Origin of the sequence: Variovorax monticola (genome assembly GCF_051216855.1) — a bacterium.
Lineage (GTDB): Bacteria > Pseudomonadota > Gammaproteobacteria > Burkholderiales > Burkholderiaceae_C > Variovorax.
In genome coordinates, this window is sequence record NZ_JBPJZP010000004.1 from 168,849 (window position 1) to 194,738 (window position 25,890).

Annotated in this window: 24 protein-coding genes; 6 read left to right on the forward strand and 18 right to left on the reverse strand. The window is 65.4% G+C overall.

Annotated elements, in window-relative coordinates; genetic code table 11:
- The first annotated feature begins 7 nt into the window (after positions 1 to 7).
- From ACSFA5_RS15445 to ACSFA5_RS15455, 3 genes are read left to right on the forward strand one after another with little or no spacing between them, the layout of a single operon-like run.
- Entirely contained in the window at positions 8 to 676 is a 669-nt protein-coding gene (locus tag ACSFA5_RS15445; RefSeq protein WP_435444924.1) for an amino acid ABC transporter permease, read from the forward strand.
- Positions 676 to 1,365, forward strand: a complete 690-nt coding sequence (locus ACSFA5_RS15450; protein WP_435444925.1) for an amino acid ABC transporter permease — start codon at positions 676 to 678, stop codon at positions 1,363 to 1,365. Before ACSFA5_RS15445 ends, ACSFA5_RS15450 begins: the two co-directional genes overlap by 1 nt.
- Complete coding sequence (locus ACSFA5_RS15455; RefSeq protein ID WP_435444926.1) at positions 1,343 to 2,080, forward strand: amino acid ABC transporter ATP-binding protein; 738 nt, start codon at positions 1,343 to 1,345, stop codon at positions 2,078 to 2,080. The genes ACSFA5_RS15450 and ACSFA5_RS15455 overlap by 23 nt, the downstream gene beginning before the upstream one ends.
- A 33-nt stretch (positions 2,081 to 2,113) precedes the next feature.
- Here the strand turns inward: ACSFA5_RS15455 and ACSFA5_RS15460 are convergent, their stop codons facing one another.
- Positions 2,114 to 2,941, reverse strand: a complete 828-nt coding sequence (locus ACSFA5_RS15460; RefSeq protein ID WP_435444927.1) for a GntR family transcriptional regulator — start codon at positions 2,939 to 2,941, stop codon at positions 2,114 to 2,116.
- Between the two features lie 290 nt (positions 2,942 to 3,231).
- Here ACSFA5_RS15460 and groES point away from each other — a divergent pair, with 290 nt between their 5' ends.
- Positions 3,232 to 3,525 (forward strand): co-chaperone GroES, encoded by a 294-nt coding sequence (gene groES / locus ACSFA5_RS15465; RefSeq protein WP_286606682.1) that lies wholly within the window; start codon positions 3,232 to 3,234, stop codon positions 3,523 to 3,525.
- An 82-nt stretch (positions 3,526 to 3,607) separates the two neighbouring features.
- A complete protein-coding gene (groL, locus tag ACSFA5_RS15470) occupies positions 3,608 to 5,260 on the forward strand; it encodes a chaperonin GroEL (protein WP_099795250.1) in 1,653 nt (550 codons plus the stop codon).
- 72 nt (positions 5,261 to 5,332) lie between these two features.
- Here groL and xylB read toward each other — a convergent pair whose 3' ends face one another.
- From xylB to tal, 16 genes are all read right to left on the reverse strand, one after another.
- Complete coding sequence (gene xylB / locus ACSFA5_RS15475; protein WP_435444928.1) at positions 5,333 to 6,802, reverse strand: xylulokinase; 1,470 nt, start codon at positions 6,800 to 6,802, stop codon at positions 5,333 to 5,335.
- A gap of 29 nt (positions 6,803 to 6,831) precedes the next feature.
- On the reverse strand, positions 6,832 to 7,788 hold the full coding sequence (locus ACSFA5_RS15480; RefSeq protein ID WP_435444929.1) for an AraC family transcriptional regulator: 957 nt from the start codon (positions 7,786 to 7,788) through the stop codon (positions 6,832 to 6,834).
- Positions 7,789 to 7,799: 11 nt separating this feature from the next.
- On the reverse strand, positions 7,800 to 8,768 hold the full coding sequence (locus ACSFA5_RS15485; RefSeq protein WP_435444930.1) for a carbohydrate kinase family protein: 969 nt from the start codon (positions 8,766 to 8,768) through the stop codon (positions 7,800 to 7,802).
- A 17-nt stretch (positions 8,769 to 8,785) separates the two neighbouring features.
- Positions 8,786 to 9,457: a transaldolase family protein gene (locus ACSFA5_RS15490; RefSeq protein WP_435444931.1), complete on the reverse strand. Its 672-nt coding sequence runs from the start codon at positions 9,455 to 9,457 to the stop codon at positions 8,786 to 8,788.
- Between the two features lie 23 nt (positions 9,458 to 9,480).
- A complete protein-coding gene (locus ACSFA5_RS15495) occupies positions 9,481 to 10,269 on the reverse strand; it encodes an L-iditol 2-dehydrogenase (protein WP_435444932.1) in 789 nt (262 codons plus the stop codon).
- Positions 10,266 to 11,654 carry a D-arabinitol 4-dehydrogenase gene (dalD, locus tag ACSFA5_RS15500; RefSeq protein WP_435445351.1) on the reverse strand — a complete coding sequence of 463 codons (1,389 nt, stop codon included), beginning with the start codon at positions 11,652 to 11,654 and terminating at the stop codon, positions 10,266 to 10,268. Before dalD ends, ACSFA5_RS15495 begins: the two co-directional genes overlap by 4 nt.
- A gap of 79 nt (positions 11,655 to 11,733) precedes the next feature.
- Entirely contained in the window at positions 11,734 to 12,774 is a 1,041-nt protein-coding gene (locus ACSFA5_RS15505) for an ABC transporter ATP-binding protein (protein WP_435444933.1), read from the reverse strand.
- 17 nt (positions 12,775 to 12,791) lie between these two features.
- Entirely contained in the window at positions 12,792 to 13,616 is an 825-nt protein-coding gene (locus tag ACSFA5_RS15510) for a carbohydrate ABC transporter permease (RefSeq protein ID WP_435441686.1), read from the reverse strand.
- A gap of 10 nt (positions 13,617 to 13,626) precedes the next feature.
- Positions 13,627 to 14,484, reverse strand: a complete 858-nt coding sequence (locus tag ACSFA5_RS15515) for a carbohydrate ABC transporter permease (protein ID WP_435444934.1) — start codon at positions 14,482 to 14,484, stop codon at positions 13,627 to 13,629.
- 140 nt (positions 14,485 to 14,624) lie between these two features.
- A complete protein-coding gene (locus tag ACSFA5_RS15520; protein WP_435444935.1) occupies positions 14,625 to 15,935 on the reverse strand; it encodes an ABC transporter substrate-binding protein in 1,311 nt (436 codons plus the stop codon).
- A gap of 308 nt (positions 15,936 to 16,243) precedes the next feature.
- Positions 16,244 to 16,399, reverse strand: coding sequence for a hypothetical protein (locus ACSFA5_RS15525; protein ID WP_435444936.1), 156 nt, complete (start codon positions 16,397 to 16,399; stop codon positions 16,244 to 16,246).
- A 97-nt stretch (positions 16,400 to 16,496) separates the two neighbouring features.
- Positions 16,497 to 16,910: a hypothetical protein gene (locus tag ACSFA5_RS15530; protein ID WP_435444937.1), complete on the reverse strand. Its 414-nt coding sequence runs from the start codon at positions 16,908 to 16,910 to the stop codon at positions 16,497 to 16,499.
- Positions 16,907 to 19,150, reverse strand: a complete 2,244-nt coding sequence (locus tag ACSFA5_RS15535; protein ID WP_435444938.1) for a hypothetical protein — start codon at positions 19,148 to 19,150, stop codon at positions 16,907 to 16,909. The genes ACSFA5_RS15530 and ACSFA5_RS15535 overlap by 4 nt, the downstream gene beginning before the upstream one ends.
- A gap of 11 nt (positions 19,151 to 19,161) precedes the next feature.
- Positions 19,162 to 21,564 carry a type VI secretion system Vgr family protein gene (locus ACSFA5_RS15540; protein ID WP_435444939.1) on the reverse strand — a complete coding sequence of 801 codons (2,403 nt, stop codon included), beginning with the start codon at positions 21,562 to 21,564 and terminating at the stop codon, positions 19,162 to 19,164.
- 263 nt (positions 21,565 to 21,827) lie between these two features.
- Positions 21,828 to 23,384, reverse strand: coding sequence for a glucose-6-phosphate isomerase (gene pgi, locus ACSFA5_RS15545; RefSeq protein WP_435444940.1), 1,557 nt, complete (start codon positions 23,382 to 23,384; stop codon positions 21,828 to 21,830).
- Between the two features lie 2 nt (positions 23,385 to 23,386).
- Positions 23,387 to 24,343: a transaldolase gene (tal, locus tag ACSFA5_RS15550; protein WP_435444941.1), complete on the reverse strand. Its 957-nt coding sequence runs from the start codon at positions 24,341 to 24,343 to the stop codon at positions 23,387 to 23,389.
- Between the two features lie 258 nt (positions 24,344 to 24,601).
- Between tal and ACSFA5_RS15555 the strand changes: the two genes are divergently transcribed.
- The gene (locus ACSFA5_RS15555) at positions 24,602 to 25,270 is read left to right on the forward strand and encodes a lipocalin family protein (RefSeq protein ID WP_435444942.1); all 669 of its coding nucleotides are present in this window, start codon (positions 24,602 to 24,604) and stop codon (positions 25,268 to 25,270) included.
- Here ACSFA5_RS15555 and ACSFA5_RS15560 read toward each other — a convergent pair.
- Entirely contained in the window at positions 25,216 to 25,878 is a 663-nt protein-coding gene (locus ACSFA5_RS15560; protein ID WP_435444943.1) for an HAD family hydrolase, read from the reverse strand. The genes ACSFA5_RS15555 and ACSFA5_RS15560 overlap by 55 nt on opposite strands.
- Positions 25,879 to 25,890: the final 12 nt, after the last annotated feature.

The following is a 25,890-nucleotide window of genomic DNA, read 5'->3' on the forward strand; positions in this document are numbered from 1 at the left end:
GGGGCGCATGCAGTTCGACTATTCATCGGTGCTGGAGCGCCTGCCCTACCTGGTCGGCGGCGCCTGGCTGAGCCTGCAGATCGCGTTCCTCGCGTTCGCGCTCGGCATGCTGATCGGCCTGGGCGGCGCCTCGGTGCGCGCCTACGGCCCGCGATGGGCGCGCCGCATCGTCGGCGCGTACGTGGTGTTCTTCACCAACACGCCGCAGCTCATCCAGATCTTCTTCATCTTCTTCGCGCTGCCCGACGCGGGCATCCTGCTGTCGCCCTACCAGGCGGTGCTGATCGGCATGACGCTCAATGCCGGTGCGTACCTGACCGAAATCCAGCGCGCGGGCTTCGAATCGGTGCGCCTGCCCGAACTGGAGGCCGCCGAGACGCTGGGCTTCTCGCGCATCCAGACCATTCGCTACGTGATCCTGCCGCACATCGTGCGGGTGCTGTTTCCGCCGCTGTCCAACCAGTACATCCTGATGACCCTGGGCACCTCGATGGCGGCCATCTTCGGCGTCGAGGAACTCACGGGGCGGGCCTACAACATCAACGCCGAGACCTTCCGCTCGATCGAGGTGTTCTCCGTGGCGGCGGTGCTCTACCTCGTGATCACGCTGATCGCCACGCTGTCGCTGGCCTTCGTGGGCAAGCGCTTCTTCCGCGCCAAGATGAGGTGGTTCTGATGCTCGACCAGATCCTGCAGGAGCTGCCTCGCTTCTTCAGCTACTACAACCTGCTGTTCTTCGCGAAGGCGCTGGGCGTGACCTTCGCGCTCTCCGCCATCGGCTGCATCGTCGGTTTCTCGCTGGGCTTCGTGCTCGCGGCGGTGCGGCTGGGCGACCGGCCCGCCGGCGTGCCGCTGCGCGTTGCGGCCACGGCCTTCATCGAACTGTTCAGGCGCATTCCGTTCCTGGTCACGCTGATGCTGGTGTTCTTCATCTTCCAGGGCCTGCACGCCGACCTCGCCATGTTCACGGTGGCCCTGATCAGCGTGTGCCTGATCGCCACCGCCTTCATTGCCGAGATCGTGCGCAGCGGGCTCGAGTCGGTGCACCGCAACCAGTGGGACGCGGCGGCGGCCATGAACTTCAGCTACCTGCAGACGCTGCGCCTGGTGATCGTGCCGCAGGCCTGGAAGATCATTCTTCCGCCGGTGTTCGGCTTCTTCGTGCTCTTCATCAAGGACACCGCGCTGGCCTCGCAGATCGGCGTGGTCGAGCTGGCCTTCGCCGGCAAGACGATGAACAACAAGGGCTTCTCGGCCACGCTGGTCTACGGCACGGTGCTGGCGCTTTATTTCATGCTGTCCTACCCGCTGGCCCGGTTCGGCAAATACCTGGAGAAAAAACTTGCCCCAACTCGAAATCGTTGACCTCAAGGCCAACTACGGCGCGCACACCGTACTCGAGCGCATCAACCTGTCGGTGGACAAGGGCGAGATCGTCAGCCTCATCGGGCCGTCGGGCTCGGGCAAGAGCACCTTGCTGCGCGTGCTGATGGGCCTGCTGCCGCCCATCGAGGGCCAGGTGCGCATCGACGGCCAGGCCCTGGACTACAACGACCGCGAGCAGCTGCGCCGCGTGCGCTCGCAGATGGCCATCGTGTTCCAGCAGTACAACCTGTTCCAGAACATGACGGTGCTCGACAACGTGACGGTCGCGCCCATCAAGGTCAAGGGGCGTCCGCGCAAGCAGGTCGAGGACTATGCGGTCCAACTGCTCGAGAAGGTGGGCATGGGGGCCAAGCTGAAGTCCTACCCCGACCAGCTGTCGGGCGGCCAGCAGCAGCGCGTGGCCATCGCGCGCGCGCTGGCGCTGCAGCCGGGCATCCTGCTGCTGGACGAGGTCACGGCCGCGCTCGACCCCGAGTTGGTCAACGAGGTGCTCGACACAGTGCGGCTCCTGGCCGCCGAGGGAATGACGATGTTCATCGTCTCGCACGAGATGGGCTTCGTGCGCGAGGTGTCGAGCAAGGTCGTCTTCATGGCCGACGGGCACGTGGTCGAGGTCGGCGACCCCCGGCAGATCTTCGACGCGCCCCGCGAGGCCCGCACCCGCGATTTCGTCGGCAAGATCCTGCGGCACTGAAAGGGTGGTCGCGTACCGCGCGCGCCCGCGCTGCTAGTGCGGCGGGAAGTCGGTGACCAGCCCGTTGCTGAGCCTCGATAGCGTGTAGCGCGCCAGGTGGCGCAGGTGGGCAACGACCGCCTCTTCGGCCGCTGTCGCATTGCCAGCGATGTAGGCGTCCAGGATGGCCAGGTGCTCGGCCCTGTCGTCCTCGATGCGGTTGAACGGGTCGACCACCTCGAACAGGCGGCACAGCACGCGCAGGTGGGCGATCGTCTCGGCCAGCATGGCATTGCCGGAGGCCCGCGCGAACAGGCCGTGGATCTCGTCGTCGGCGCGCCAGTGGCTCGAGCCCTGCTGGCTCGAATCCAGCGACAGGATGTCGCTGCGCAAGCGCTGCACCAGTTCCGCGGGCACATGCCCCATGGCGAGCGACACGGCCTGCGACTCCAGCCGTTCGCGCACCTGCAGGCACTGGAAATAATGCGACGCGGTGATGCGCCGCACCGCATAGGAGCGCGCGTTGGCACGCACCAGCAGGCCTTCGCCCTCGAGCCGGAGCAGGGCCTCGCGCAAGGGCGTGCGCGACATCTGCAGCCGCTCGGCCAGGCGCCCTTCCACCAGCACTTCGCCGCCGGTCAACTCGCGCTGCAGAATGAGCCGCCTCACGACGGCGTAGGCCCGATCGGTCAGGTTCGTCGAGGCTTCACCGGACGCATCGGCCGCATCGGCCGGCGCGGACTCGGCGGGCCCGGCAGGCGTGCGGGGCCCGGTCCTGGCCATGGCCTGCCCGGGCTTGCGGGCGCCCGAGGCCTTGACCGGTGCTGCGGTCTTGCCGGGCTTGGCGCGCGGCGCCGGCTTGGTCGGGGCTTTGGGTTTCATATGATTTGTCTACAAACTGTGTGCAATCGAACGATGCCACAGCATACGTCAGGCATTGCAGCGTCCGCGAGCTTCGGTCGGCCGCAAAAAAAGGCGGGTCCGGCGCCGCGCAACCGGCCCGGGAATGCACCGCCCCGAACCTCCTGCCCTTGAAACGTCACCGAATGCCCTTATCATTAGCACTCGCTGCCGACGAGTGCTAACAGCCACTCGATGCCAGTCGAATGGGCACCCGGGCCTCGTCCGGCGCCCGACCACAAACCCGTTTCTTATCCATATCAGGAGATGCAATGAAACTTCGTCCTTTGGCCGATCGCGTGATCGTCAAGCGTGTTGACAGCGAAACCAAGACCGCCTCCGGCATCGTCATCCCCGACGCAGCCGCCGAAAAGCCCGATCAGGGCGAAGTCCTGGCCGTGGGCCCGGGCAAGCGCACCGACAAGGGCGAACTGACCGCACTGACCGTCAAGGTCGGCGACCGCGTCCTGTTCGGCAAGTACAGCGGCCAGACCGTCAAGGTCGACGGCGACGAACTGCTCGTGATGAAGGAAGACGACCTGTTCGCAGTCGTCGAAGCCAAGTGATTTGCGGGACAGACCAAGCCGACGCGAAGCGCGGATTGCTCTGTCCCCCACTGATTAGATTCAATTTCTGGAGTAAACAAACATGGCAGCAAAAGACGTAGTCTTCGGCGGTGAAGCCCGCGCACGCATGGTCGAGGGTGTGAACATCCTGGCCAACGCAGTCAAGGTCACCCTGGGCCCCAAGGGTCGCAACGTGGTGCTCGAACGCTCGTTCGGCGCCCCCACCGTGACCAAGGACGGTGTGTCCGTGGCCAAGGAAATCGAACTCAAGGACAAGCTCCAGAACATGGGCGCCCAGCTCGTGAAGGAAGTGGCCTCCAAGACTTCGGACAACGCCGGTGACGGCACCACCACCGCGACCGTGCTGGCACAAGCCATCGTTCGCGAAGGTTTCAAGCTGGTGGCTGCCGGCATGAACCCGATGGACCTGAAGCGCGGCATCGACAAGGCTGTCACGGCCCTGGTCGCCGAGCTGAAGAAGGCTTCCAAGCCCACCACCACCTCCAAGGAAATCGCGCAAGTCGGCTCCATCTCGGCCAACAGCGACGAAACCATCGGCAAGCTCATCGCTGACGCGATGGACAAGGTCGGCAAGGAAGGCGTGATCACCGTGGAAGACGGCAAGTCGCTGGACAGCGAACTCGACGTCGTCGAAGGCATGCAGTTCGACCGCGGCTACCTGTCGCCCTACTTCATCAACAACCCCGAGAAGCAATCGGCGCTGTTGGACAACCCCTTCGTGCTGCTGTTCGACAAGAAGATCAGCAACATCCGTGACCTGCTGCCGGTGCTGGAGCAAGTCGCCAAGGCTGGCCGTCCGCTGCTGATCATTGCCGAAGAAGTCGAAGGCGAAGCCCTGGCTACGCTGGTCGTGAACACGATCCGCGGCATCCTGAAGGTCGTGGCTGTCAAGGCTCCTGGCTTCGGCGACCGCCGCAAGGCCATGCTGGAAGACATCGCCATCCTGACGGGCGGCAAGGTCATCGCTGAAGAAGTGGGCCTGACGCTCGAAAAGGTGACGCTGGCCGACCTGGGTCAAGCCAAGCGCATCGAAGTGGGCAAGGAAAACACGATCATCATCGACGGCGCCGGCGCTGCCGGTGACATCGAAGCCCGCGTGAAGCAAGTGCGCGTTCAGATCGAAGAAGCGACCAGCGACTACGACCGTGAAAAGCTGCAAGAGCGCGTGGCCAAGCTGGCCGGCGGCGTTGCAGTGATCAAGGTCGGCGCTGCCACCGAAGTCGAAATGAAGGAAAAGAAGGCCCGCGTCGAAGATGCACTGCACGCCACCCGCGCTGCCGTGGAAGAAGGCGTCGTGGCTGGCGGCGGCGTGGCTCTGCTGCGTGCCAAGCAAGCTGTGGGCGACTCGGTCAAGGGCGACAACGCCGACCAGGAAGCCGGCATCAAGCTGGTGCTCAAGGCCATCGAAGCGCCCCTGCGCGAAATCGTGAACAACGCCGGCGGCGAAGCCTCGGTGGTGGTGAACGCTGTGTTGGCCGGCAAGGGCAACTACGGCTTCAACGCTGCGAACGACACGTACGGCGACATGCTCGAACTGGGCATCCTGGACCCGACGAAGGTCACGCGCACCGCACTGCAGAACGCCGCCTCGGTGTCCTCGCTGCTGCTGACGACCGAAGCCATGATCGCTGACGCACCGAAGGACGAATCGGGTGCCGGCGGCGGCATGCCCGACATGGGCGGCATGGGTGGTATGGGCGGCATGGGAATGTAATTTCCCGGCTGAGCTCTGCTCACCAAGACAAGAAGGGCCGCGCAAGCGGCCCTTTTTTATTGCCCGGCTCAGTCAATGAAACTGGTCTCGCAGCGCCACATAGAGCGCCTGGAAGCGCGCATGCCGCGTCTTGTGCAGATCCACATCGGCGGTCGACGGCACCAGCTGCTGCTTCACAGGCGGCAACGTACACACCTCGGCCACGGGGCCACCATCGGCCAGCCACGCCAGACGCGCCGCGCCCAGCGCTCCGCCCGTCTCGCTGCCCGCATAGAGCGTGAGCGGCACCTGGAAGATGTCGGCCAGCAACTGGCCCCACCACACGCTGCGCGCACCGCCGCCCACCAGCGCCACTTCGCGCAGCGGCATGTCGGGCGGCAGCCGCAGGGTGTCGAAGCCGTCGCGCAGGCCGAAGCTCACGCCCTCGACCACGGCATAGGCAATCTCCGCGGGCCCGTGCGCATGCGTCAGCCCGAACAGCACGCCCTGCGCAGCGGGGTTGTTGTGCGGCGAGCGCTCCCCTGAAAGGTACGGCAGGAACAGCGGACAGTGCACACGCTGCGACACCGGCACCTGCGCCGCAGCCTCCAGCAGCGCGGCCTCGTCGGCGAACCTGAATGTCTTCGCGGCCCAGCTCACCGCGCTTGCGGCCGAGAGCATCACCGACATCTGGTGCCAGCGCTTCGGCAGCGCATGGCAGAAGGCGTGCATGGCCTGCGCGGGGTTCGGCAGGAAGCGGTCGGTCGACACGAACACCACGCCCGACGTACCGAGCGACACGAAGCCCTGCCCCGGCTCCACCAGCCCCATGCCGACCGCGCTCGCGGCGTTGTCGCCGGCACCGCCGGCAATCGGCACGGCGCCACTGCCCACGCCCCAGCGTGCCGCCAGCTCGGGCCTGAGCTGCGCCGACACCTCGCTGCCTTCGACGAGCCGCGGCATGTGCGCGCGCGTGAGCCCCGTGGCCGCCAGCAGCGCGTCGGACCAGTCGCGCGCCCCCACGTCGAGCCACAGCGTGCCCGCCGCATCGGACATCTCGCTGACCGCCTCGCCGCTCAGCATGAAGCGCAGCCAGTCTTTCGGCAGCAGCACACGTGCCGTGCGCGCAAAGATTTCGGGCTCGTGTTCACGCACCCACATCAGCTTGGGCGCGGTGAACCCGGGCATCGCCAGGTTGCCCGCGATCTCGCCCAGGCGTGGCACGGCGCGCGTGAGCGCCTCGCACTGCGCGCCGCTGCGCCCGTCGTTCCACAGGATGGCCGGGCGCAGCACCTCGCCCGCCGCGTCGACCAGCGTGGCGCCGTGCATCTGGCCCGACAGTCCGATGGCGCGCACCGCCGACATCGCCTCGCCATGCGACGCCTTCAACTCCGCCATCACCTGCTCGAGCGCCTGCCACCACTGCTGTGGCGCCTGCTCCGACCACAGCGGTCGCGGCCGTTCGACAGTGAGCGGCGCACGCGCCACGCCCACGATGCGGTGATCGTCGGCGAGCAGCAGCGCCTTGAGCTCGGACGTGCCGAGGTCGAGTCCCAGGTACAAGATGAACTCCCTGCAGTGTTGGGAAGGTGTCAGGAAGCGACGCCGCTGCCGAAGCGCGTGTCGGCCTGTTTCCTGAATTCGCTCGGCGTCATGCCCTTGATTTCAAGAAAACGGCGGTTGAAGTTGGCCACGTTGTTGAAGCCCACCTGGTAGCAGATGTCCGTCACATAGTGGTCGGTCTGCATCAGCAGATGGCAGGCGCTGTTGATGCGCACGCGGTTGACGAAGTCGGTGAAGCTGTTGCCCGTGGAGCGCCGGAAGAAGCGGCTGAAGCGGCTCTCGCTCATGCCCAGTTCGGCGGCCACGTCCGACATGGAGATCGACTCGGCCATGTTGTTGGTGATGCGGTTGACGATGCCGTTGATCTGGTCGACCTGCGCGTCGCCGTCCGCACCCTGCGCGCCCTGCATCTGCACGCTCGACAGCAGCCGGTAGTCGGTGCACTCCGCCAGATCGGCCAGGAACTCGCAGAACAGGCCCAGGCGGCGCACGCCGCGCGCGGCCTTGATGTGGTCCCAGTGCACTTGCGCCTGCGGCGACATGCCGAAGAACTCGATGCCGTGGCGCGCACGCTCCAGCAGCTGCATCACCTCGCGCAACTCAGGGATCTCGCTGGCCGCACGCTCGATGGGCTCGTGGCGAAACTGGATCACCCGGTCGCGCCCCGCTGCGCCGCCTTCGGGCACGTCGAGCGAGATCCAGTTGTGCGGCAGACGCGGACCGCACAGCACCAGGTGCCCGGGCTGGAACGGACCGATCCAGTCGCCGATGAAGGCCTTGCCCGAGGTCTCGGTGATCAGGTGCAGCTCGTAGTCTTCATGGAAGTGCCATCGCACCAGCGGGCTGGGGAAGCCGTGCGCCAGGCAGCGCACCAGGCCGGTTTCTTCGGGCGCCTCGTAGCCCAGCGACGGGGAGCGCGCAAAGTCGCGCTCCAGTTCGGGCTGGCGCTGGCGGGGAATCGAACGCTTGCGTGTGGACGTCGTCATGGCGGCACGGTTCAGGACCGGGAAGCGGCAGCCGTATTTTGTGCCTCCGCGAGCGCGGCGTGAACCGCGGCCAGCGTGGGCGGGTCGGCACCTTCGCGGGCGCAGTTGAGCGCGGCGGCGGTGGCGGCGAAGCCCATCACCTCGCGCCAGGTCTCGTCGCCCAGTTCGCCGAGCTGCGCCGGCTGCTCGACGCCGTGCGCGAGCAGCGAGACCGACAACCCGGCCGTGAAGGTGTCTCCGGCACCGATGGTGTCGACCACCTGCACGCGCGGTGCGGCGACGGCAATAGGCTCGTGCCCCGTGCGCCAGAGGGTTGCGCCGCTCCCGCCGCGCGTGACGATCACCGCGCGCGCGCCGGCTTTCAGGATGTCCGCGGCCAGGGCGTCGACCGGCTGGCCGGGCGCGAGCAGCTCGGCATCTTCGTCGCTGAGCTTGACCAGGTCGGCCAGCGCGAACCAGCCGGTGACGCGCTCGCGGTATGAAGCCATGTCCGCGATCAGGCTGGGCCGCACGTTGGGGTCGAACACGATCACGCAGCGCCCCTTGTTGGCGGCGATCAGGTCGGCGATGCGCGTGGCGGCCGGCTGCTGCAGCAGCGAGATCGAGCCGAAGTGCAGGAAGCGGCATTCCGCCGGCAGCTGAGGCAGCGGCTCGGGCGCCCAGGTGGCATCGGCGCTGCCCTGTGTGTAGAACGCGTAGCGGTTGGTCTGCGGCGTGCGCTCGACGAAGGCCAGCGTCGAAGGCGCATTGCTGCGCAGCACGAAACGCGTGTCCACGCCGTTGCTTTGCAGGAAGCCCATCAGCCGCTCGCCGAACAGGTCGGTCGACAGCTGCGTGAAGAAGCCGGTCGGCTGCCCGAGCCGGGCGCAGGCCACCGCCGTGTTGAGCGGCGAGCCGCCCTCGTGCCCCAGGAAGGCCAGGGTGCCCGCCTGGCTGGCGGTGAAATCGATGAGGGCTTCGCCCGTGAGTGCTATGCGCATGGTGTCTGGATTCTCGATCAGGGCAAGGCGCTCGCATCGGCCAGAAAGCCGCGTTCGGCGGCCAGCGTGGCGGGATGGTCGAGCAGTTCGGCAAACAGACGCGGCGGAATGGTGATCGCACCCACGCCGAGTCCCAGCAACGAAAGATACGCCTCGCGCGAGCGAATGCTGGCCACCAGCAGCCGCGTGCCGGACGAAGGCCGCTGCGCGACGAGCGACTGCATCTGCGCGATCAGCGCCAGCCCGTCGATGCCCGCATCTTCGAGCCGCCCGAGGTACGGCGCCGCGTAGGCCGCGCCCAGTTGCGCCGCGAAGTGCGCCTGCTCGGGCGCATACACGGCCGTCCAGGTGACGGGCACGCCCTGCGCGATGAGCTGCGCGCCGGCGTCCAGGCCCTGGCGCGTGGCGGGAATCTTGACGACGAGCTGGCCGCGGTCGAAGTGCGCAAGCAGCGCGTGGGCGTCTTCGAGCATGCCGTCGACCTCGCTGGAATACACCTGGGCCTGGACCTGACGCGCGCCCAGGTCGATGCAGCGCTTGAGCAGCCCTGGCAATGCAACGCGGCCGATGCCCGCGCGCAGCAGCAGCGTCGGGTTGGTGGTCACGCCGTGCACCACGGGGTGCGGCAGGCAGGCCTGCAACTCGGTCAGGTCGGCGCTGTCGAGGTACAGGTGGAAGTCTTCATTCATGGTTCGGGCCACACACGACAGGATCAGCTCATGACGTTGCCGCCATCGACATTGAGCGTCTGCGCCGTGATGTAGCGCGCCTCGTCGCTGGCAAGAAATACCGCCGCGCCCGCAATGTCGCTCGGCAGGCCCATGCGCCCGAGCGGCACCGCCAGCCCGACCTGCCGCTTCTTCTCTCCAGGCTGCAGTCCTTCGGCCTTGGCGAACAGGCTGTCGACGTGGTCCCACATCGGCGTGTCGACCACGCCCGGGGAAATGCCGTTCACGCGAATGCCGTGCGGCGCCATGGCCAGCGCGGCGCTCTGCGTATAGCTGATGACCGCCGCCTTGGTCGCGCAGTAATGCGACACCAGCGCCTCGCCGCGCCGCCCCGCCTGCGAGGCCATGTTGATGACCGAGGCACCCTGCGTGCCGGCCTCGACCATGTGGCGCAGCACCGCCTGCATCACGAAGAACATGCCCTTCACGTTGACCGCGAAGAGCCGGTCGAACGAGGCCTCGTCGCTGTCGAGCAGCGGCGCCAGGTCGAACACCGCGGCGTTGTTGAACAGCGTGTGGATCGGCCCGAACGCCACCTGCGCCTCGGCCAGCATGTGCGTGATGGCCTGCGTGTCGGTGACGTCGGCGGCGATGTAGGCCAGGCTGTCCGGGTGGCGCTGCTGCAGTTCGCGCACGGCGTCGGGTGCGGCGGTGGCACGGTCGATCACGCTGCAGCGCGCGCCTTCGGCGATGCACGCCTCGGCCACGGCCAAGCCGATGCCGCCGCCCGCGCCGGTCAGCAGAACGTGGCGGTCTTGAAGGCGTTCGCTCATGGCTGGCTTTCGGTCTGGATGAAACGCGCAACACGCTCGCTGGCGCGGCGCACGGCATCGATCAGGCGGGCATCGGCGGCAATGGGACCCCACAGCCCCGCGTCCGAGCACAGCGCGGCGACCGGGTCGGCCGCGCCGCAGATCGCGTGCGCCACCGCTTCGTCCATGCCCTGGTCCTGGTACGCACAAGGCAATGTGCCCTGGTGCCAGCGCTGCAGGAACGCCAGGAACAACGCGGGCAGCATCGCCACGCTGTCGATGCCGTGGACGGCCGCCAGGCGCTCGCGCACGGTCGGCGCAATGAAGCCCGGGATCTTCGAGAAACCGTCCGCCGCCACGCGCTGGTTGGTGTCGCGGATGGCGGGGTTGCCGAAGCGCTCGAGCACCACGTCGCGGTAGGCGGCGAGGTCGATCGGGCTCGGGGTCAGGCAGGGAATGACGTCGTCGGTGACGTAGTCGAACGCCATTCGGCGAATGGCCGCGTTGTGCGTGCCTTCATGGATGAAGCCCAGCCCGACCAGCGTGCCCGCCCAGGCGATGCAGCTGTGCGTGGCGTTGAGGATGCGGATCTTGGCCTCCTCGTAAGGCTGCACCGATTCGACCAGCTCCGCGCCCACGCGACCCCAGTCGGGCCGGCCCGCCGCGAAGTTGTCTTCCACAACCCACTGGATGAAGCTCTCGCCGGTGATGGCGGCGGCATCGTCGCGGCCCGTGGCGGCCTTCACGCGGGCGCGCAGCTCGGGCGGTGGGCGCGGCGTGATGCGGTCGACCATCGCATTGGGGCAGCGCGTGTTCGCGTTCACCCAGGCCAGCAGGTCGGCGTCGCCTGCGAGCGCGATGAACTCCAGCAGGCCCGCGCGAAAGCGCTCGCCGTTGTGGCGCAGGTTGTCGCAGTTCAGCAGCGTGACGGCGCCCGCGTCCGCGGCTTTGCGCGCGCGAAGAATGGCGCACAGCGCGCCGTAGATGGTCACGTTGTCGCCGCCGGCTTCGCCGCGTCGCGCGCGTTCGACGTCGGCCGCGAGTTCGCCGAACGACAGGTCCAGCTTGCCCTTGTCGTCGAGGTAGTACCCGGCTTCGGTGACGGTGAACGACACGATGCGCGTGGAAGGCGCCGCGCCGCGCGCGACGACCGCTGCCAGCGAGCGCTCCCATGGCAGCACCTCGCGGATGGCCTCGATTTCTTCGTAGCGGTACTCGCCCGCCGGCGACACGGTTTCGAGCGTGTAGCGTCCGCCCTGCGCCTGCAGCGCCGCGACGACGTCGGCCATGTCCGGCCGGATGTTGGCGCCCGACAGCGACCAGCGGGTGTCGCCTGCGTCGATCAGCCGCTGCAGGTACACCGCCTGGTGCGCGCGATGGAACGAGCCCAGGCCGAGATGAAGCACCGTGAACTCCGTGGGAGCCGGTGGAATGTGCGCGATGGTCACGGCAATGTCCGTTGAAATGGCGTTGAAGGAATCGGGCTCACGCGCTGACCGAACGGCCTTCGCGGTTGAACAGATGGAGCACCGAGGGGTCGAGCTCCACCGCCACGTCGTCGCCGGCCTGCAGCGGCGTGCGGTCGTTCTGGCGGGCGACGAGCGGCACGCCGCCCACGTCGACGTGAATCAGCGTGTCGGCGCCCAGCGCCTCGATGAGCTCGACGCGGCCCTGCACCTCGGACACCGGCGCGCCCTGTTTCGCGTGCACGCGCAGGCCTTCGGGGCGCACGCCCAGAAAGCCGTCCGCGGGCAACCTGCCGCCGGTGGCGGCCGAGAAGCTGGGAATGGCATTGGCCGCCACCATGTTCATCGACGGCATGCCGATGAACTGCGCCACGAACTGGTTGGCCGGGTGGTCGTACAGCGCCAGCGGCGTGCCGACCTGCTCGATGAGCCCGTCGCGCAGCACCACCACGCGGTCGGCCAGCGTCATGGCCTCGACCTGGTCGTGCGTCACGTAGATGGTGGTCGCGCCCAGCGCGCGGTGCAGCTTGTGGATTTCCACCCGCGTGTTGCCGCGCAGCGCCGCGTCCAGGTTGGACAGCGGCTCGTCGAACAAAAACACCTTCGGCGCGCGCACGATGGCGCGGCCGATGGCCACGCGCTGGCGCTGGCCGCCCGACAGGTCCTTGGGCGTGCGGTCGAGGTACTGCGTGAGGTTGAGCGTGGTGGCCGCATGCTCGACCTTGGTCTTGATCTCGCTCTTCGACACGCCCGCCAGCTTCAGCGCGAACGACATGTTGTCGTACACGCTCATGTGCGGGTAGAGCGCGTAGCTCTGGAACACCATCGCCAGGTCGCGCTTGCCAGACGGCGCCCAGGTGATGTCTTTTCCGTCGAGCATCAAGCTGCCGCTGGTGATGGGCTCCAGCCCGGCAATCAGCCGCAGCAGCGTCGACTTGCCGCAGCCCGAAGGCCCGACGAAGACGATGAACTCGCCCTTCTGGATCTGCAGGTCCACACCCTTGATGATGTCGACTTCGCCGAAGCTTTTCTTGATGTTCTTCAGTTCGAGGTAGGCCATGAGATGTCTCCCTTTCTTTACTTGACGGCGCCGAAGGTCAGGCCCTGGACGAGCTGCTTCTGGCTGAACCAGCCGAACACCACGATGGGCGCGATGGCCATCAACGAGGCGGCCGACAACTTGGCCCAGAACAGGCCCTCGGGGCTGGAGTACGAGGCGATGAGCGTGGCCAGCGTGCCCGCCTTGGCGGACGTGAGGTTCAACGCCCAGAAGGCTTCGTTCCAGCTCAGCACCAGGCACAGCAGGCCGGTCGATGCGAGCCCGCCGACCGACAGCGGCAGCACCACGTGGCGGAACTCGGTCCACAGGCTCGCGCCGTCCATGCGCGCGGCTTCCAGGATTTCGTTCGGAATGTCCTTGTAGGCGCTGTAGAGCATCCACACCATGATCGGCAGGTTCGACAGCGTGAACACGATGGTCAGCGCGGTGAGCGAGTCCAGCATGCCCGCGGTCTGCGCGAGCACGTAGATGGGTACCAGCGCACCCACGGCCGGCATCATCTTGGTGGAGAGCATCCACATGAGGATGTCGCGCGTTCGCTTCGTGCGAAAGAAGGCCATCGAGTAAGCCGCCGGCGCCGCGATCAACAGGCCCAGGATGGTCGAGCCCAGGCTGGTGATCAGCGAGTTGCGCGCATACAGCAGGTAGTCGCTGCGGCGCTGCACTTCGCCGAAGTTGTCGAGCGTGGGCTCGAAGATGAACAGCGGCGGCACATGGATGGCCTGCAGTTCGGTCTTGAACGCCGTGAGGAACAGCCAGCCGAGCGGAAAGAACAGGAGCAGCGCCACGGCCCACGCACCGACGGTGCGCAGCAGCTGGGGAAGGAAGTTGCTGGGTTGCATGGTCGCTCCTTCAGTCGAGGTTCTTGCCGATGATGCGAATGAGGAACACGGCCACGATGTTGGCCAGCACCACCGCGAACAGCGCACCGGCGGAGGCCACGCCCACGTCGAAGTTCATGAGCGACTGCTTGAAGATCAGGTAGGTCATGTTCGTGCTCTCGTTGCCCGGGCCGCCGTTGGTGGTGATGGCGATCTCGGCGAACACGCTGAGCAGGAAGATCATCTCGATCATGATCACCACGGCCATCGGGCGGCCCAGGTGCGGAATGGTGAGATAGAAGAAGCGCTGGAAGGAGCTTGCGCCGTCCATGCGCGCGGCTTCCATCTGCTCGCGGTCCAGCGACTGCAGCGATGTGATGAAGATCAGGCAGGCGAAGGGCAGCCACTGCCAGGCCACCATGATGATCACCGAGAGCAGCGGCACGTCGGTGAGCCAGTCCACCGGGGTGGCGCCGAAGAAGCGCCACAGGTCGGCCAGCACGCCGTAGATGGGGTTCATCATCATGTGCTTCCACAGCAGTGCATTGACTGCGGGCATGACGAAGAACGGCGAGATGAGCAGCACGCGCACGATGCCGCGCCCCGGGAAGGGCTCGTTCACCAGCAGCGCGAGCAGCACGCCGAACACCACCGTGATGACGATCACGCTGCCGATCAGCAGCAGCGTGTTCCATGTGGCCGGCCAGAAGTCGGGGTCGGTGACGAAGTAGTGAAAGTTCTCCAGCCCCGCGAAGGTGCGTTCGCCGGGCTGCATGAGGTTGTAGTTGACGAACGAGAAGTACAACGTCATCAGCAGCGGCACGATCATCCAGAGGAAGAGCGTGAGCACCGCGGGCGCCATGAGGGCGCGGGGCAGGAGTCTTTTCATTGTGTGTTCCTCGCTGGGCTGTTGCCCCCTCTCCCGCTTGCGGGAGAGGGTTGGGGTGAGGGCAAGCGACGCCGGCGGTGGGCGCGCTGCTGCCCCCTCACCCTGGCCCTCTCCCCGAGGGGAGAGGGGAAGGGAGCGGCTTACTTGTAGTACCCGGCCTTCTTCATCTCACGCTCCGCCGCCGTCTGCGAGGTCTTCAGCGCCTGGTCGACCGTGACCTTGCCCGACAGCGCCGCGCTCATCTGCTGGCCCACCGCCACGCCGATGGCCTGGAACTCGGGAATGGCCGCGTACTGCACGCCGACGTACGGCGACTTGGGCAGCGTGCTGTCGGTGAGGTTGGCCGAGTCGATGGCCTTCTTCTCGGCCTCGGCGAACTTGGCGACCTTCTGGAACTCGGGGTTCGCGTAGGTCGACTTGCGCGTGCCGGTCGGCACCGAGGCCCAGCCGGTTTCCTTGGCCACGAGGTTGATGTAGTCCTTGGACGTGGCCCACTTGATGAACTTCTGCGCGGCCTCGTCCTTGCTCGAGCTGGCCGGAATGGCGAGGTTCCACGACCACAGCCAGTTGGCGCCCTTGGGCGTGGTGGCGGTCGGTGCCTGCGTGAACGCGACCTTGTCGGCCACCTTCGACTGCTTCGGATCGCTGACGAACGAGGCCGCGATGGTCGCGTCCACCCAGGCCGCGCACTTGCCTTCGTTGAAGAGCGCGAGGTTCTCGTTGAAGCTGTTGGCCGACGCGCCCGGGGGACCGTCCTTCTTCATCATGTCGACGTAGAAGGTGATCGCGTCCTTCCAGGCCTTGGTGTCGATCTGCGGCTTCCATTGCATGTCGAACCACTGGCCGCCGTTGGTGTTGACCAGCGTGGTCAGAAAGGCCATGTTGTCGCCCCAGCCCGGCTTGCCGCGCAGGCACATGCCATAGACGCCGCCCTTCGGGTCGTTGGCCTTGTCGGCGAATTCCTTGACCTGGGTCCAGGTGGGCTGGTCGGGGAGCTTGATGCCCAGCTTGTCGGCCAGGTCCTTGCGGTACATGAGCATCGAGCTCTCGCCGTAGAACGGCGCCGCATACAGCTTGCCGTCGGTCGACAGGCCGCTGCGGATGGCGGGCAGCAGGTCGTCGATGTCGTAGGCGGCATCGGTGGCGATGGGCTTGAGCCAGCCCTTCTTCGACCAGATCGGGGTTTCGTACAGGCCGATGGTCATCACGTCGAACTGGCCACCCTTGGTGGCGATGTCGGTGGTCACGCGCTGGCGCAGCGTGCCTTCTTCGAGCGTGACCCACTTCAGCTTGATGTCGGGGTTGGCCTTCTCGAAGAAGGGGGTGAGCTTCTGCATCTCGATCATGTGGCCGTTGTTCACGGTCGCGATCACGAGTTCGGTGGCGGCCTGGGACACGACGCCCGTGCCGATGAGTGCGAGGACGAGGCCCGCTTTCAGAAAACGCTTCATGTTGTCTCCTAGAGGTGAGCGACGCCCTCTTCTTGTCGGGTCGCCGTGGGGTGGATTCTGGGGAAACGCCGTTGCGGCTTTGGTACTTCGATTGCCAGCGATGGTACTTTCATGCATTATTTGGCTAGTGGATTCCCTAGTCGATGCAATACAGCATGCACATCCTCAGCCCAAAGGCCTCAAAACGCATCAGGGGTTCGTTGCCTGGGAGTTGGCGAGGAACTGTGCAGTGCCGTCGATGTACGTCAGCGCAGAAATCGACGCCGACGGATGGTGGGAACCGCTCGCGTGCGCCCCTCCAGGCTCGCTCAAACCCCGATGGCTGCACCCGTGCCACGGCCTCGGTGCACCTGATGGATGCGCGCTTCACGCTGCTCCGCGTCTGGCAACAGCCGGAAATTCCAGCCCTGACAGCACATCTGCTCAATCATTTGCGGGATGGCCGAGTCATCGATGAGCAGCATCGATGGCAATGCAGTGGCCAAAAATTTATGGACGATGCAAGCACTTGGGAAGTTCTTGGTCCCGAACTCATCGAAAACGCAAGGGGCGGCACAGTTTCTATCTTTCCACCGCACACTCTTTTGCCAATGCATTCATGACTTTATTTTTCAGCAGTGCCACTTCTACCTGAACATCGTACCCACTCCAAGTTCCGTCAAACGGCACAAGCTGCTCCAACCTTTCACCCACCGCGTTAATTTCGCTGGAAACTGAATTCGCGGCCTGCCCGCAACGCCCGACACTCAATTTCTTAGCCATCGCCTCCGTGGACGATGAAACTACATTGAGTTTCCTTTGGTAGCATGCTGCAGCGACATTTCCACATCCGCCGAAGCTGCACTGCCGCCTTTGCATTTCTGTTTCTTTCATGCATGCATTGAATTCTTTTCTTGCCTCCATGTTCACGTCGCTTGCGAACACAGGAAGAGCAAAATTCAAAAAAATTACGAAAAATCCAAATTTCAACTTCATGGCCGTTGTGCTTGATAGTTAATCAACGTATTGACGGTCGCTTTACCATAAGAAATCTGAACTTGAACTTCATCGAAACGGGGCAGAACTTCACTCAAATACTGAATTACAAAGAGCGCGTATCCTTGCCTCTCGAAGTACCCATAGCCGCCCCCGTTCACTAGCACGGACGCCCGCCCGATTGCCGCAGAAGTAACGCCTTGATCGCAAACTCGATTGATATTGAGTTGCTGATTACCAACGGCTTTTGAAATCCAATACCAACCCGCGGAGTCGCAGGCGTTGTAGGGATCACTTGCAATGATATCTGGATCGTACCGCGGAAACCAACTATTCTGAACCCCTCCATCACGGGGATTTACCCAATAGTGCGTCGATGTTGCAGTTATTCTTCCCCATTGATCCGCATAGACCCCGGTTGAATCAGGGAGTGAAGCAGAAGTTCTAAAACTTCGATATCCGTCGAAATTTGCCGGCCAAGTCAGTTGCATCATGCCTCGTCCGAAAAAAACGGTATAGAACTCCATGGCAGGCGCCGGCCAATTTCCGCTCGAGTTTTTTCGCCCTTGCCCGATTTCCCTCATCGTCCTCACGATGTCAGTTTCGATGAATATCTGTCCCAAAAAATGAGCGAGTCTGGGACCAATATTTATTCCGTATTTTCTGATTACCCTGTTAAATTCATTTGAATAAGCCGAAACTCGTTGCAAAGCTGTTGTCCAGTCCACGCTCACCGGGTCAGCCCTGTATGGCGTACGCTGATATTTGTAGGATCGGCGAGGCAACAATTGCGCGAATTCCGCTTTCGCCAGCCACCCGCACATCCTGAAGTGCCTGATGAATTCCCTGGGGTGAAAGTGCCAGTGCTTGATCGTCAGGCGGCTTTTGTCTTCAGCAGGCAGGTCCTCCCAGAAACACAACTTCTGCGCGAAGTCCGCCATCTCCGTGAAGTCGGTTTCGTCTTCCAGCGGATACGGCATCGCTGGGTTGCCGGTCTCCCTCGTCCAGGCCCAGCGCTTGCGCACTTCATCCTTGGCCCATTCGGTCGGAAACTTGCAAATGGTCTTGGCCAGTTTCTCCTGCACATCGGACTTGCACAGGTTCTGCATGCGATCAGCGGCCTTCTGCGCTGACGTGAGGACCGTCGTGGCGCCGGGTTGAGGCGGCGAGGTCAGCATCGCGTTGATCACGGCCGAGTCGCAGCGACTGTTGTCGTCGGTCACGTCATCGTCAATCAGCTTCCAGCCTGCCCACTGCGGGAAATCGGCGTCGCTGAATTTGCTGGTGTTGCCGGCATTCAGATTGATCCAGACGCCGCCTGGCTGGCCCGGCACGACGACTTTGCGCCAGTGGGCAGCATTTGCGGGCAAGGGGTCGGTGCCCAGATTGCGACCGAAGCGCAGCAACTCGTACCAGCCACTGGGGCTGCTTTGAAGCTGGTCGGCTGCACTCAGTCGGCCATGGCGCGCGTTCGCCTCGGTGTAGAGGTTGTATTCGGCATCGGTTTCTCGCAGCGCCGCTCCGACGATCTCGCCATTGAGCTTGTAGGTCGTGAGAGTGGCGCTACCCGCTTCATACCGGATGCCAACGATCAAGTCGTCGTTGCCACTGTCGCCAGCAGCCGTGGCCCCCGGGGCGCCGGATGGCTGTGCGCTGGAGCACGGGCTCTTGGCGGGCACCAGCACATACATCTGGCCGTAGACCGCATCGATACGACCATTGCCACTCACAGCCAACTCACCGGTGTTGCGCCCGACCAGTTTGAGGGTGTCGGCATCGCCCGCGACGATTTCCAGATGGATGCGGTCGCTCTCGCCGTGGATGGTGCCAGCCAGTCCGAGCTTGTCCTTGCGATAGATGGCCCTGCCGACAGCGGGCAGGTCGCGATCCAGTTGCCGGAGATGTTGGGTGATGGAGTAGTAGGTGACGGTGACCGGCGCGCTGCCTTGCGCGCCGATCTCGGTCACGTGGCGGATCACGACGCAACCCGTCGAGTGGTCCTCGTTGTCGTACCGCGCGTTGCCTGCTTCGCGCCTGAAAACCACGGTGCCGTCGGCAATGGCGCGCACGGGCTCCACGTTTGTCGGCGCGTGGATGTGAAGTCCGCCGTGCCAGGCCATGGCCTGACTGATCGGGTAGGCACCGCTGCCGACAACGCCACCGAGCATGACGGTCTTGACGCACTGGCCGTCGTAGACGGGGATGTCGCCGAGCGAGAGAAAGGGAGGGCTGATGATCATGTCGGTCGAGCTCAGAGAGAGAAGCGAAATTTGCCGTCTGTCTTCGGCAGCACCTGGGGCAAGTCCAGGGAAGCAATGACCACTGGCTGGCTGTCCGGCCCCGCGAAGCTGTGCGTGGCCGCATGCTCCCGCCACACGCCGGTGGTGCCGTGCACGATGCCCGAGGCATCCCACCGGGTGTAGCTGCTGCCCCCGTTGATCAGGATCTCCTCCTTCGCGGTGATGCTGATCCGGTGGGCCTCCAGCCTGATGTCGAGCTTGGCCATGAGCTTGATGCTGTGCTGCAGCGCCACGATGTCGATGCCTGCGGTGGCGGCCGTCAGGCGAATGGCCTTGTAGGCGAAGAGACGCACAGCCTCCTTCACGCTCACCAGAAAGCTCTTGCGCGCACTGATGCTGGTATGCCCGCCGCTGGTCAACGCGTTGTGCTCGGCGCTTGCAATGTGCGTCGACATGCCCGCGATGCTGTGAATGCCCGCCGCGCCGGCCAGCACCAGATGGGGTTCGTCGAGTTCCGGGAAATGACCGTTTTGGCTGTTGCCGCCCTTGCCCTTGATCGCGTCGTTGTGTTCCTTCAGACCCTTCGTGACAGCATCCTGATCGCCGGGCTGGTGCGCCTTGGCCTGCTGCGCCAACTCGCTCATCCCCTCGTGCAGATCGCGCGCCTGCGTGAGCCGGACGATGGTTTCTCCCATGTCGGTGATATGCGCCTGCGCGTGGGGCCTGGCCTGCGTGGTGACCAGCAAACCCTTGGCGGCGCGGATGGCGCCATGCCCGTCAGTACGCAACTCGACCCCCTGACCACGGTCGTCCTTGCGGCCCATCGTGTCCTCGATGCGCCCGATGTGTCCCAGGCTCAAGCTGCTGCTTTGGTGATCGCTCTTGAGCTGCGCCTGGATCTTTCCGGGCTGGTCGTCGAGTTCGAGATGGTTGCCTCGTGCCCCCGGGCTGCTGCCGTCCGCGCTCAGTTCGCGGCTGCGAAAACCCGAGAGGTTCTTCTGCCCGGGCAATTGCCTGGGCGGCATGTTCAGCCGGTTGTAGACGCGCCCGGTGACGATGGGGCGATCCGGGTCGCCGTTCTCGAAGTCGACGATCACCTCCTGCCCGATGCGTGGCACGTGCATGCCGCCGAAGTTGTTGCCCGCCCAGGGGGAGGCCACGCGGATCCAGCAGGAAGAGTTTTCGTCCTTGGTGCAGTAGCGGTTCCAGTGGAAGCTGACCTTGACGCGACCGTATTCGTCGGTCCAGATGTCCTGCCCGGCCGGGCCGGTGACGATGGCCGTCTGCGGCCCCGTGGTGCTGGGTTTGGGTTGCGTCTGCGGTGAGCGAAAGATCTTGTGGGCGGGCTGGACCTCGAAGTCGGCGTAGCACACGTAGCCGTCCCGGCCGCTGGCATGCGCGCTTTCGTGCAGGCGCAGGGTGCTGGCGATGACCAGGTACGCGAGGTTCGCCGCGTCCTGCGGGAAGTTGATCAGCGTGAAGGTGCAACCCGTGACGACCGCGCGCAGGTTGCCGCTTCCCCGCCCGCGGCTGCCGGGGGCACCGGTCGCTTCCATGCGGGTGCGAGCCAAGTCGCGGCCTTCATCGGGGTCGCTGTAGTCACCCGGCCACTTGTACAGCTCCTGTGAGTTGTTGCCGGTGTTGCGCGGCATTCGTGAGAGCTGCCGAAGCCGGGCACGCGGCTGGGTGAAGTCGAAGTCGTCGGTGACCCATTGGCCTGACTCGAGGTTCTCGCTGCTGCAGAACTCGCTGCAGTGCTCTTCGTCGACCTGGTGCCCTGGCGGGTAGTAGCTGATGGTCTGGTAGGCCTGGCTCTCGAACGCCTTGTGGGCCCCGACGTCGTCCACCAGCACAAGCCTGTGAGCACCCTCCTTGTGCTCGAAGAAATAGTAGATGCCGAACTCCTGCATCAGCCGCGTGACGAACTCGAAGTCCGTCTCGCCGTACTGCACCTGGAACACGCGCTGCGGGTAGCGATGGGTGACGCGCTTTTCAGTCGGGAAGCTGTAGTCGGCCAGCACCTCCTCGACGATCTCCAGCGGGGTCTTGTTCTGGAAGATCCTGTAGTCGCTGGTGTGTGTGGCCAGGATCAACCAGGGGCGCAGGACGATCTCGTAGATGCCTCGCCGGTCTTCGGATCGCAGGAACCGCGCGCTGGTGACGATGCCGTTGATCTCGCGTATCCCCGCCCCCGTGCGGGCCGCCACACCGAAGCCCTTGCCGTCGAGTTCGATGCAGATGCCGAACTCCTTGCCGATCAGCTGCTTGACCGGCACGTTGGCCGTGACGACCTCGGTGAGCATCGGGCCGTCGGGCGTCTGCAGCCGGACGGTGTATTCGAAGAGTTCGCCCAACGCTTCGTGGCCGTCGAGGGACTTGAATTCCAGCGCGGGGTGGCCCAGCAGGGTGGGCATCGCAACGCTGTTTACAGAGACGGTTCGTGAACTGCTGAAGAGGGAAGAAGACACACACAGACCTTGACGAGTGATCGTTCAAGAAGTCTCAAGGGTGTGTGCCCAGCACCATTGCAAACAATGGTCGCCCAACCTCCATCGCCGCACAAAGGCAAAAAGACTGAGAAGTAATTTGCAGAATCAATCGCACTGCAGCGCGGGCAGGCCGCCTTGCTCGCTCAGGTTCTGCGCGGTGTGCCGGCGTCGGCGCCCGCTGCAAATCGCTACCGCGAGCTCAGGCGCTGCAGCAGCCCCGCCGTCGAGGCGTCGAGCCCCGCGATATCGCCCGAGGCGAGGCGCGGCTCGATGTCCCGGGCGAGCACCTTGCCCAGCTCCACGCCCCACTGGTCGAAGCTGTTGATGCCCCACAGCGCACCGCTGGTGAACACGCGGTGCTCGTACAGCGCGAGGAAGGCGCCCAGCGTCTCGGGCGTGAGCTTCTCGAACACGAAGAAGGTGCTCGGCCGGTTGCCCGGAAAGTTCTTGTGGCCGCCTTCGTCGAGCTTGCCCACCATCAGCGCCTGCGCCTGCGCGAGCGCATTGGCCAGCAGCTTGGGGTGGTGGCCTTCGAGGTCGTGGGCCGCGTCGCGCACCGCCACGAATTCGAGCGGGATCACGTCCGTGCCCTGGTGCAGCATCTGGAAGTAGGCGTGCTGGCCATTGGTGCCGGGCTCGCCCCACAGCACCGGCGACGTGCCGAACGCCACGGGCTTGCCGCTCGCATCGACCTGCTTGCCGTTGCTTTCCATTTCCAGCTGCTGCAAATAGGCCGGCACGCGCTTCAGCGCGCTGTGGTACGGCGCGATGCTGCGGCTCGTGAACTTGTGGAAGTTGCGGTACCAGACGTCGAGCAGCCCCAGGCGCACCGGCAGGTTGTGCGCGAGCGGCGCGGTGCGAAAGTGTTCGTCCATCGCATGCGCGCCGGCCAGCATCCGGCGAAAACCGTCGGCGCCGATGGCCAGCGCGATCGGCAGGCCGATGGCCGACCACAGCGAATAGCGCCCGCCCACCCAGTCCCAGAAACCGAAGGTGGTGGCTATGCCGAACTTGTTCGCGGCTTCCACGTTGGTGGTGAGCGCCGCGAAGTGCCCCGCGATGTCCGTGCCGCCCGATTGCGCGTACCAGCGCCTGGCCGACTGCGCGTTCGTCATCGTCTCGGTGGTGGTGAAGGTCTTGGAGGCGATAAGGAACAGCGTGTGCTCGGGCGCCAGACCCTTGAGCACGCCGGCCAGCTCATGGCCGTCGACGTTCGAGACGAAGTGGAAGCGCTTGCCCGGCGCAGCGAACTCGGCCAGCGCCAGCACCGCCATCTGCGGGCCGAGGTCGGAGCCGCCGATGCCGATGTTGACCACGTCGGTGATCGTGTGGTCGCCGCGCACCTTCTCGGCATAGGCCAGCATGGCGTCGAGCGTGGCGTGCACCTCGCGCAGCTCGTTCGCCGTCTTGGGGCCGGTCGGCGCATCGGCCGGCGCACGTAGGAGCGTGTGCAGCACGGCGCGGTCTTCGGTGTGGTTGATGTGCTCGCCCGCGAACATGGCGTCGCGGTGCGCCTCGAGGCCGCATTCGCGCGCCAGCGTGAGCAGCAACGCTTCGATGCGCGCGTCGATCAGGTTCTTCGACAGGTCGGCGAAGACATAGGGCGCCTCCTGGCTGAAGCGCGCGAAGCGGCCGGCGTCGTCGACGAAGGCGTGGCGCACGTCGAACTGGCGGCCTGCCGTGTCGAAGGCGGCCTGCAGTTGCGCCCAGGCCGGCGCGCGGTCGCAGCGTTGGGTCATGGCCATGGTTACTTGCCGCTTTCCTGCATGAGCTTCTCGAGCTTCACGGCATCGGCCGCGAACGCGCGAATGCCTTCGGCCAGCTTTTCCGTGGCCATGGCGTCTTCGTTGAGCGCGAAGCGGAAGCCCGCCTCGTCGTAGCTCACCTTCTTCGCATCGCCCTTGGCTGCGGCCTTGGCGTCGAGCGCGTGTTCCAGCGGCTCGTTGCTCGCGGCCAGCTCGGCCAGCAGCTCGGGGCTGATGGTCAGCAGGTCGCAGCCGGCCAGCGCCTGGATCTGGCCCAGGTTGCGAAAGCTCGCGCCCATGACTTCGGTCTTGATGCCGTGCTGCTTGTAGTAGTTGAAGATTTCGCGCACCGACTTCACGCCGGGGTCGTTGGCACCCGCGCTGGCGGCCTCGTCCCACTTGGCGCCGGCCGACTTCTTGTACCAGTCGTAGATGCGGCCCACGAAGGGCGAAATGAGCTGCACGCCGGCCGCGCCGCAGGCCACGGCCTGCGCGAACGAGAACAGCAGCGTGAGGTTGGTGTGGATGCCGCGCTTTTGCAGTTCGCGCGCCGCCTCGATGCCTTCCCAGGTGGAGGCCACCTTGATGAGCAGGCGCTTCTCGGTGTCGATGCCTTCGGCCTTGTAGAGCGCCACGATGCGCTCGCCGCGGGCGATGGTGGCGGCGGTGTCGAAGGACAGGCGGGCGTCGACTTCGGTGGACACGCGGCCCGGAATGATCTGCAAAATTTCGGTGCCGAAATTCACCAGCAGGCGGTCGATGACCTCGTCCAGCGGCTTGCCGGCATGCTTCTTCACGGTCTCGTCGAGCAGGGGCCGGTATTCGGGCTTCTGCACGGCCTTCAGGATGAGCGACGGGTTGGTGGTCGCGTCCTGCGGCTTGGAAACGCTGAGCTGCTTGAAGTCACCGGTGTCTGCGACGACGGTGGTCCACTGGCGGAGGGCATCGAGTTGGTTCATGAAATCATTATCCTGTGCGGGTGGTGACAAGTCCTGCACGCAGTTGCGCGTTGGCCGATGTTTTCATGCGCACCGTAGCACGGGTTTTCGCGCGGCTCCATCAGCCTGATGGCTGTGGGGTTGTATGCCCGCGCACTGTTCGTTTCCAGCCTTTTGGCCCTACACCGGCTGTGGTCCGTGACTGACGGCGAGTAGCCCCACCTTGGGGCTACCCTTCGGGGCAAGCCGAACGTTTTCATCCCCTTCAGGAGTGCCCCCATGACCCAACGCCCTCGCCCCGCCACGCCCGCCGTCCTGCCTTTCGACGACCGCCGCACCAGCCATGCGATCGGTGTCATGGCCACGGCCTTCGTCGTGGGCGGCGTGGCCACCTGGCTGGCGCTGGGCGCGGCACGCACCGCGCACGCCCAGCCCGCCGGCCCGGCCGACGGCGCGCCGCTGATGCGGGCGCCCCTGCAAGTGGTGGCTCCGGTCGACCTGCAGCGCTACGCGGGCATCTGGCACGAGCAGGCCCGCCTGCCCAACAGGTTTCAGAAGCAATGCACCGGCCCGGTCACGGCCGAGTACACGCCGCAGCCCGATGGCACCGTGCAGGTGCTCAACCGCTGCGTGCGGCAGGACGGCAATTTAGACGAAGCCGTCGGCTCCGCCCGCGTGGTGCCGGTGCCGGGCCAGCCCGGGGCGGGCCGTCTGGAGGTGCGCTTCGCCCCTTCATGGCTCAGCTGGCTGCCGCTGGTGTGGGGCGACTACTGGATCCTGAAGCTCGACCGCGACTACCAGGTCTCGCTGGTCGGCACGCCCAACCGCGAGTACCTGTGGGTGCTGTCGCGCGCGCCGCGCCTGGACGCCGCAGTGCTCGAAGCCGAGCTGGACTACGCCCGCAGCCTGGGGTTCGACACCGACAAGGTGGTGTTGACCGGCAGGTAACGCTGCAGTTGCGCCGGCAGCATGGCCGGCGAAGTGCAATGGATGGCGTGCCAACCGAAGGCGCGCGCCATCTCGACGTTGGCGGCCGAATCGTCGATGAACACGGTCTGTTCTGCATCGAGCCCATGGCGCATCGCCAGCACCTCGTAGATCTCGCGCTCGGGCTTCAGAAACTTGACGTCCCCCGAGAACACACCGCCGTCGAATCGCCGCATGAAGGCGTGCCGGCGTTCGATTGCGCGGGCATAGGGCGCGGGCATGTTCGACAGGTAGTACAGCCGCAGCGGCTGGCCCGCTTCCCGGTGGCCAATCAGCTCTTCGAGCATTTCGACCGTGACGCCGATGGGCTCCAGCCGCTCGCCCAGCCCGTCAAGCATCGCGTGCAACGGTGCGGACGGCAGTGACAGCCGGGCCGACATGCGGGCGATGGTGTCGTCCAGCGTGCGGGTGCCGCAGTCGAAGCTGGTCCAGTCGTCGTGATGGAAAAGCGCCCGCCCCAACGCGGCCGCGGCGGCCTCAGTGGATGCGTGTTGCGGGAGATGGGCCTGTACCAGGCGCGTGGGCTCCCATGCGAACAGCACGGCACCCAGATCGAAAACCACGTTCATGGCGCCATTGTT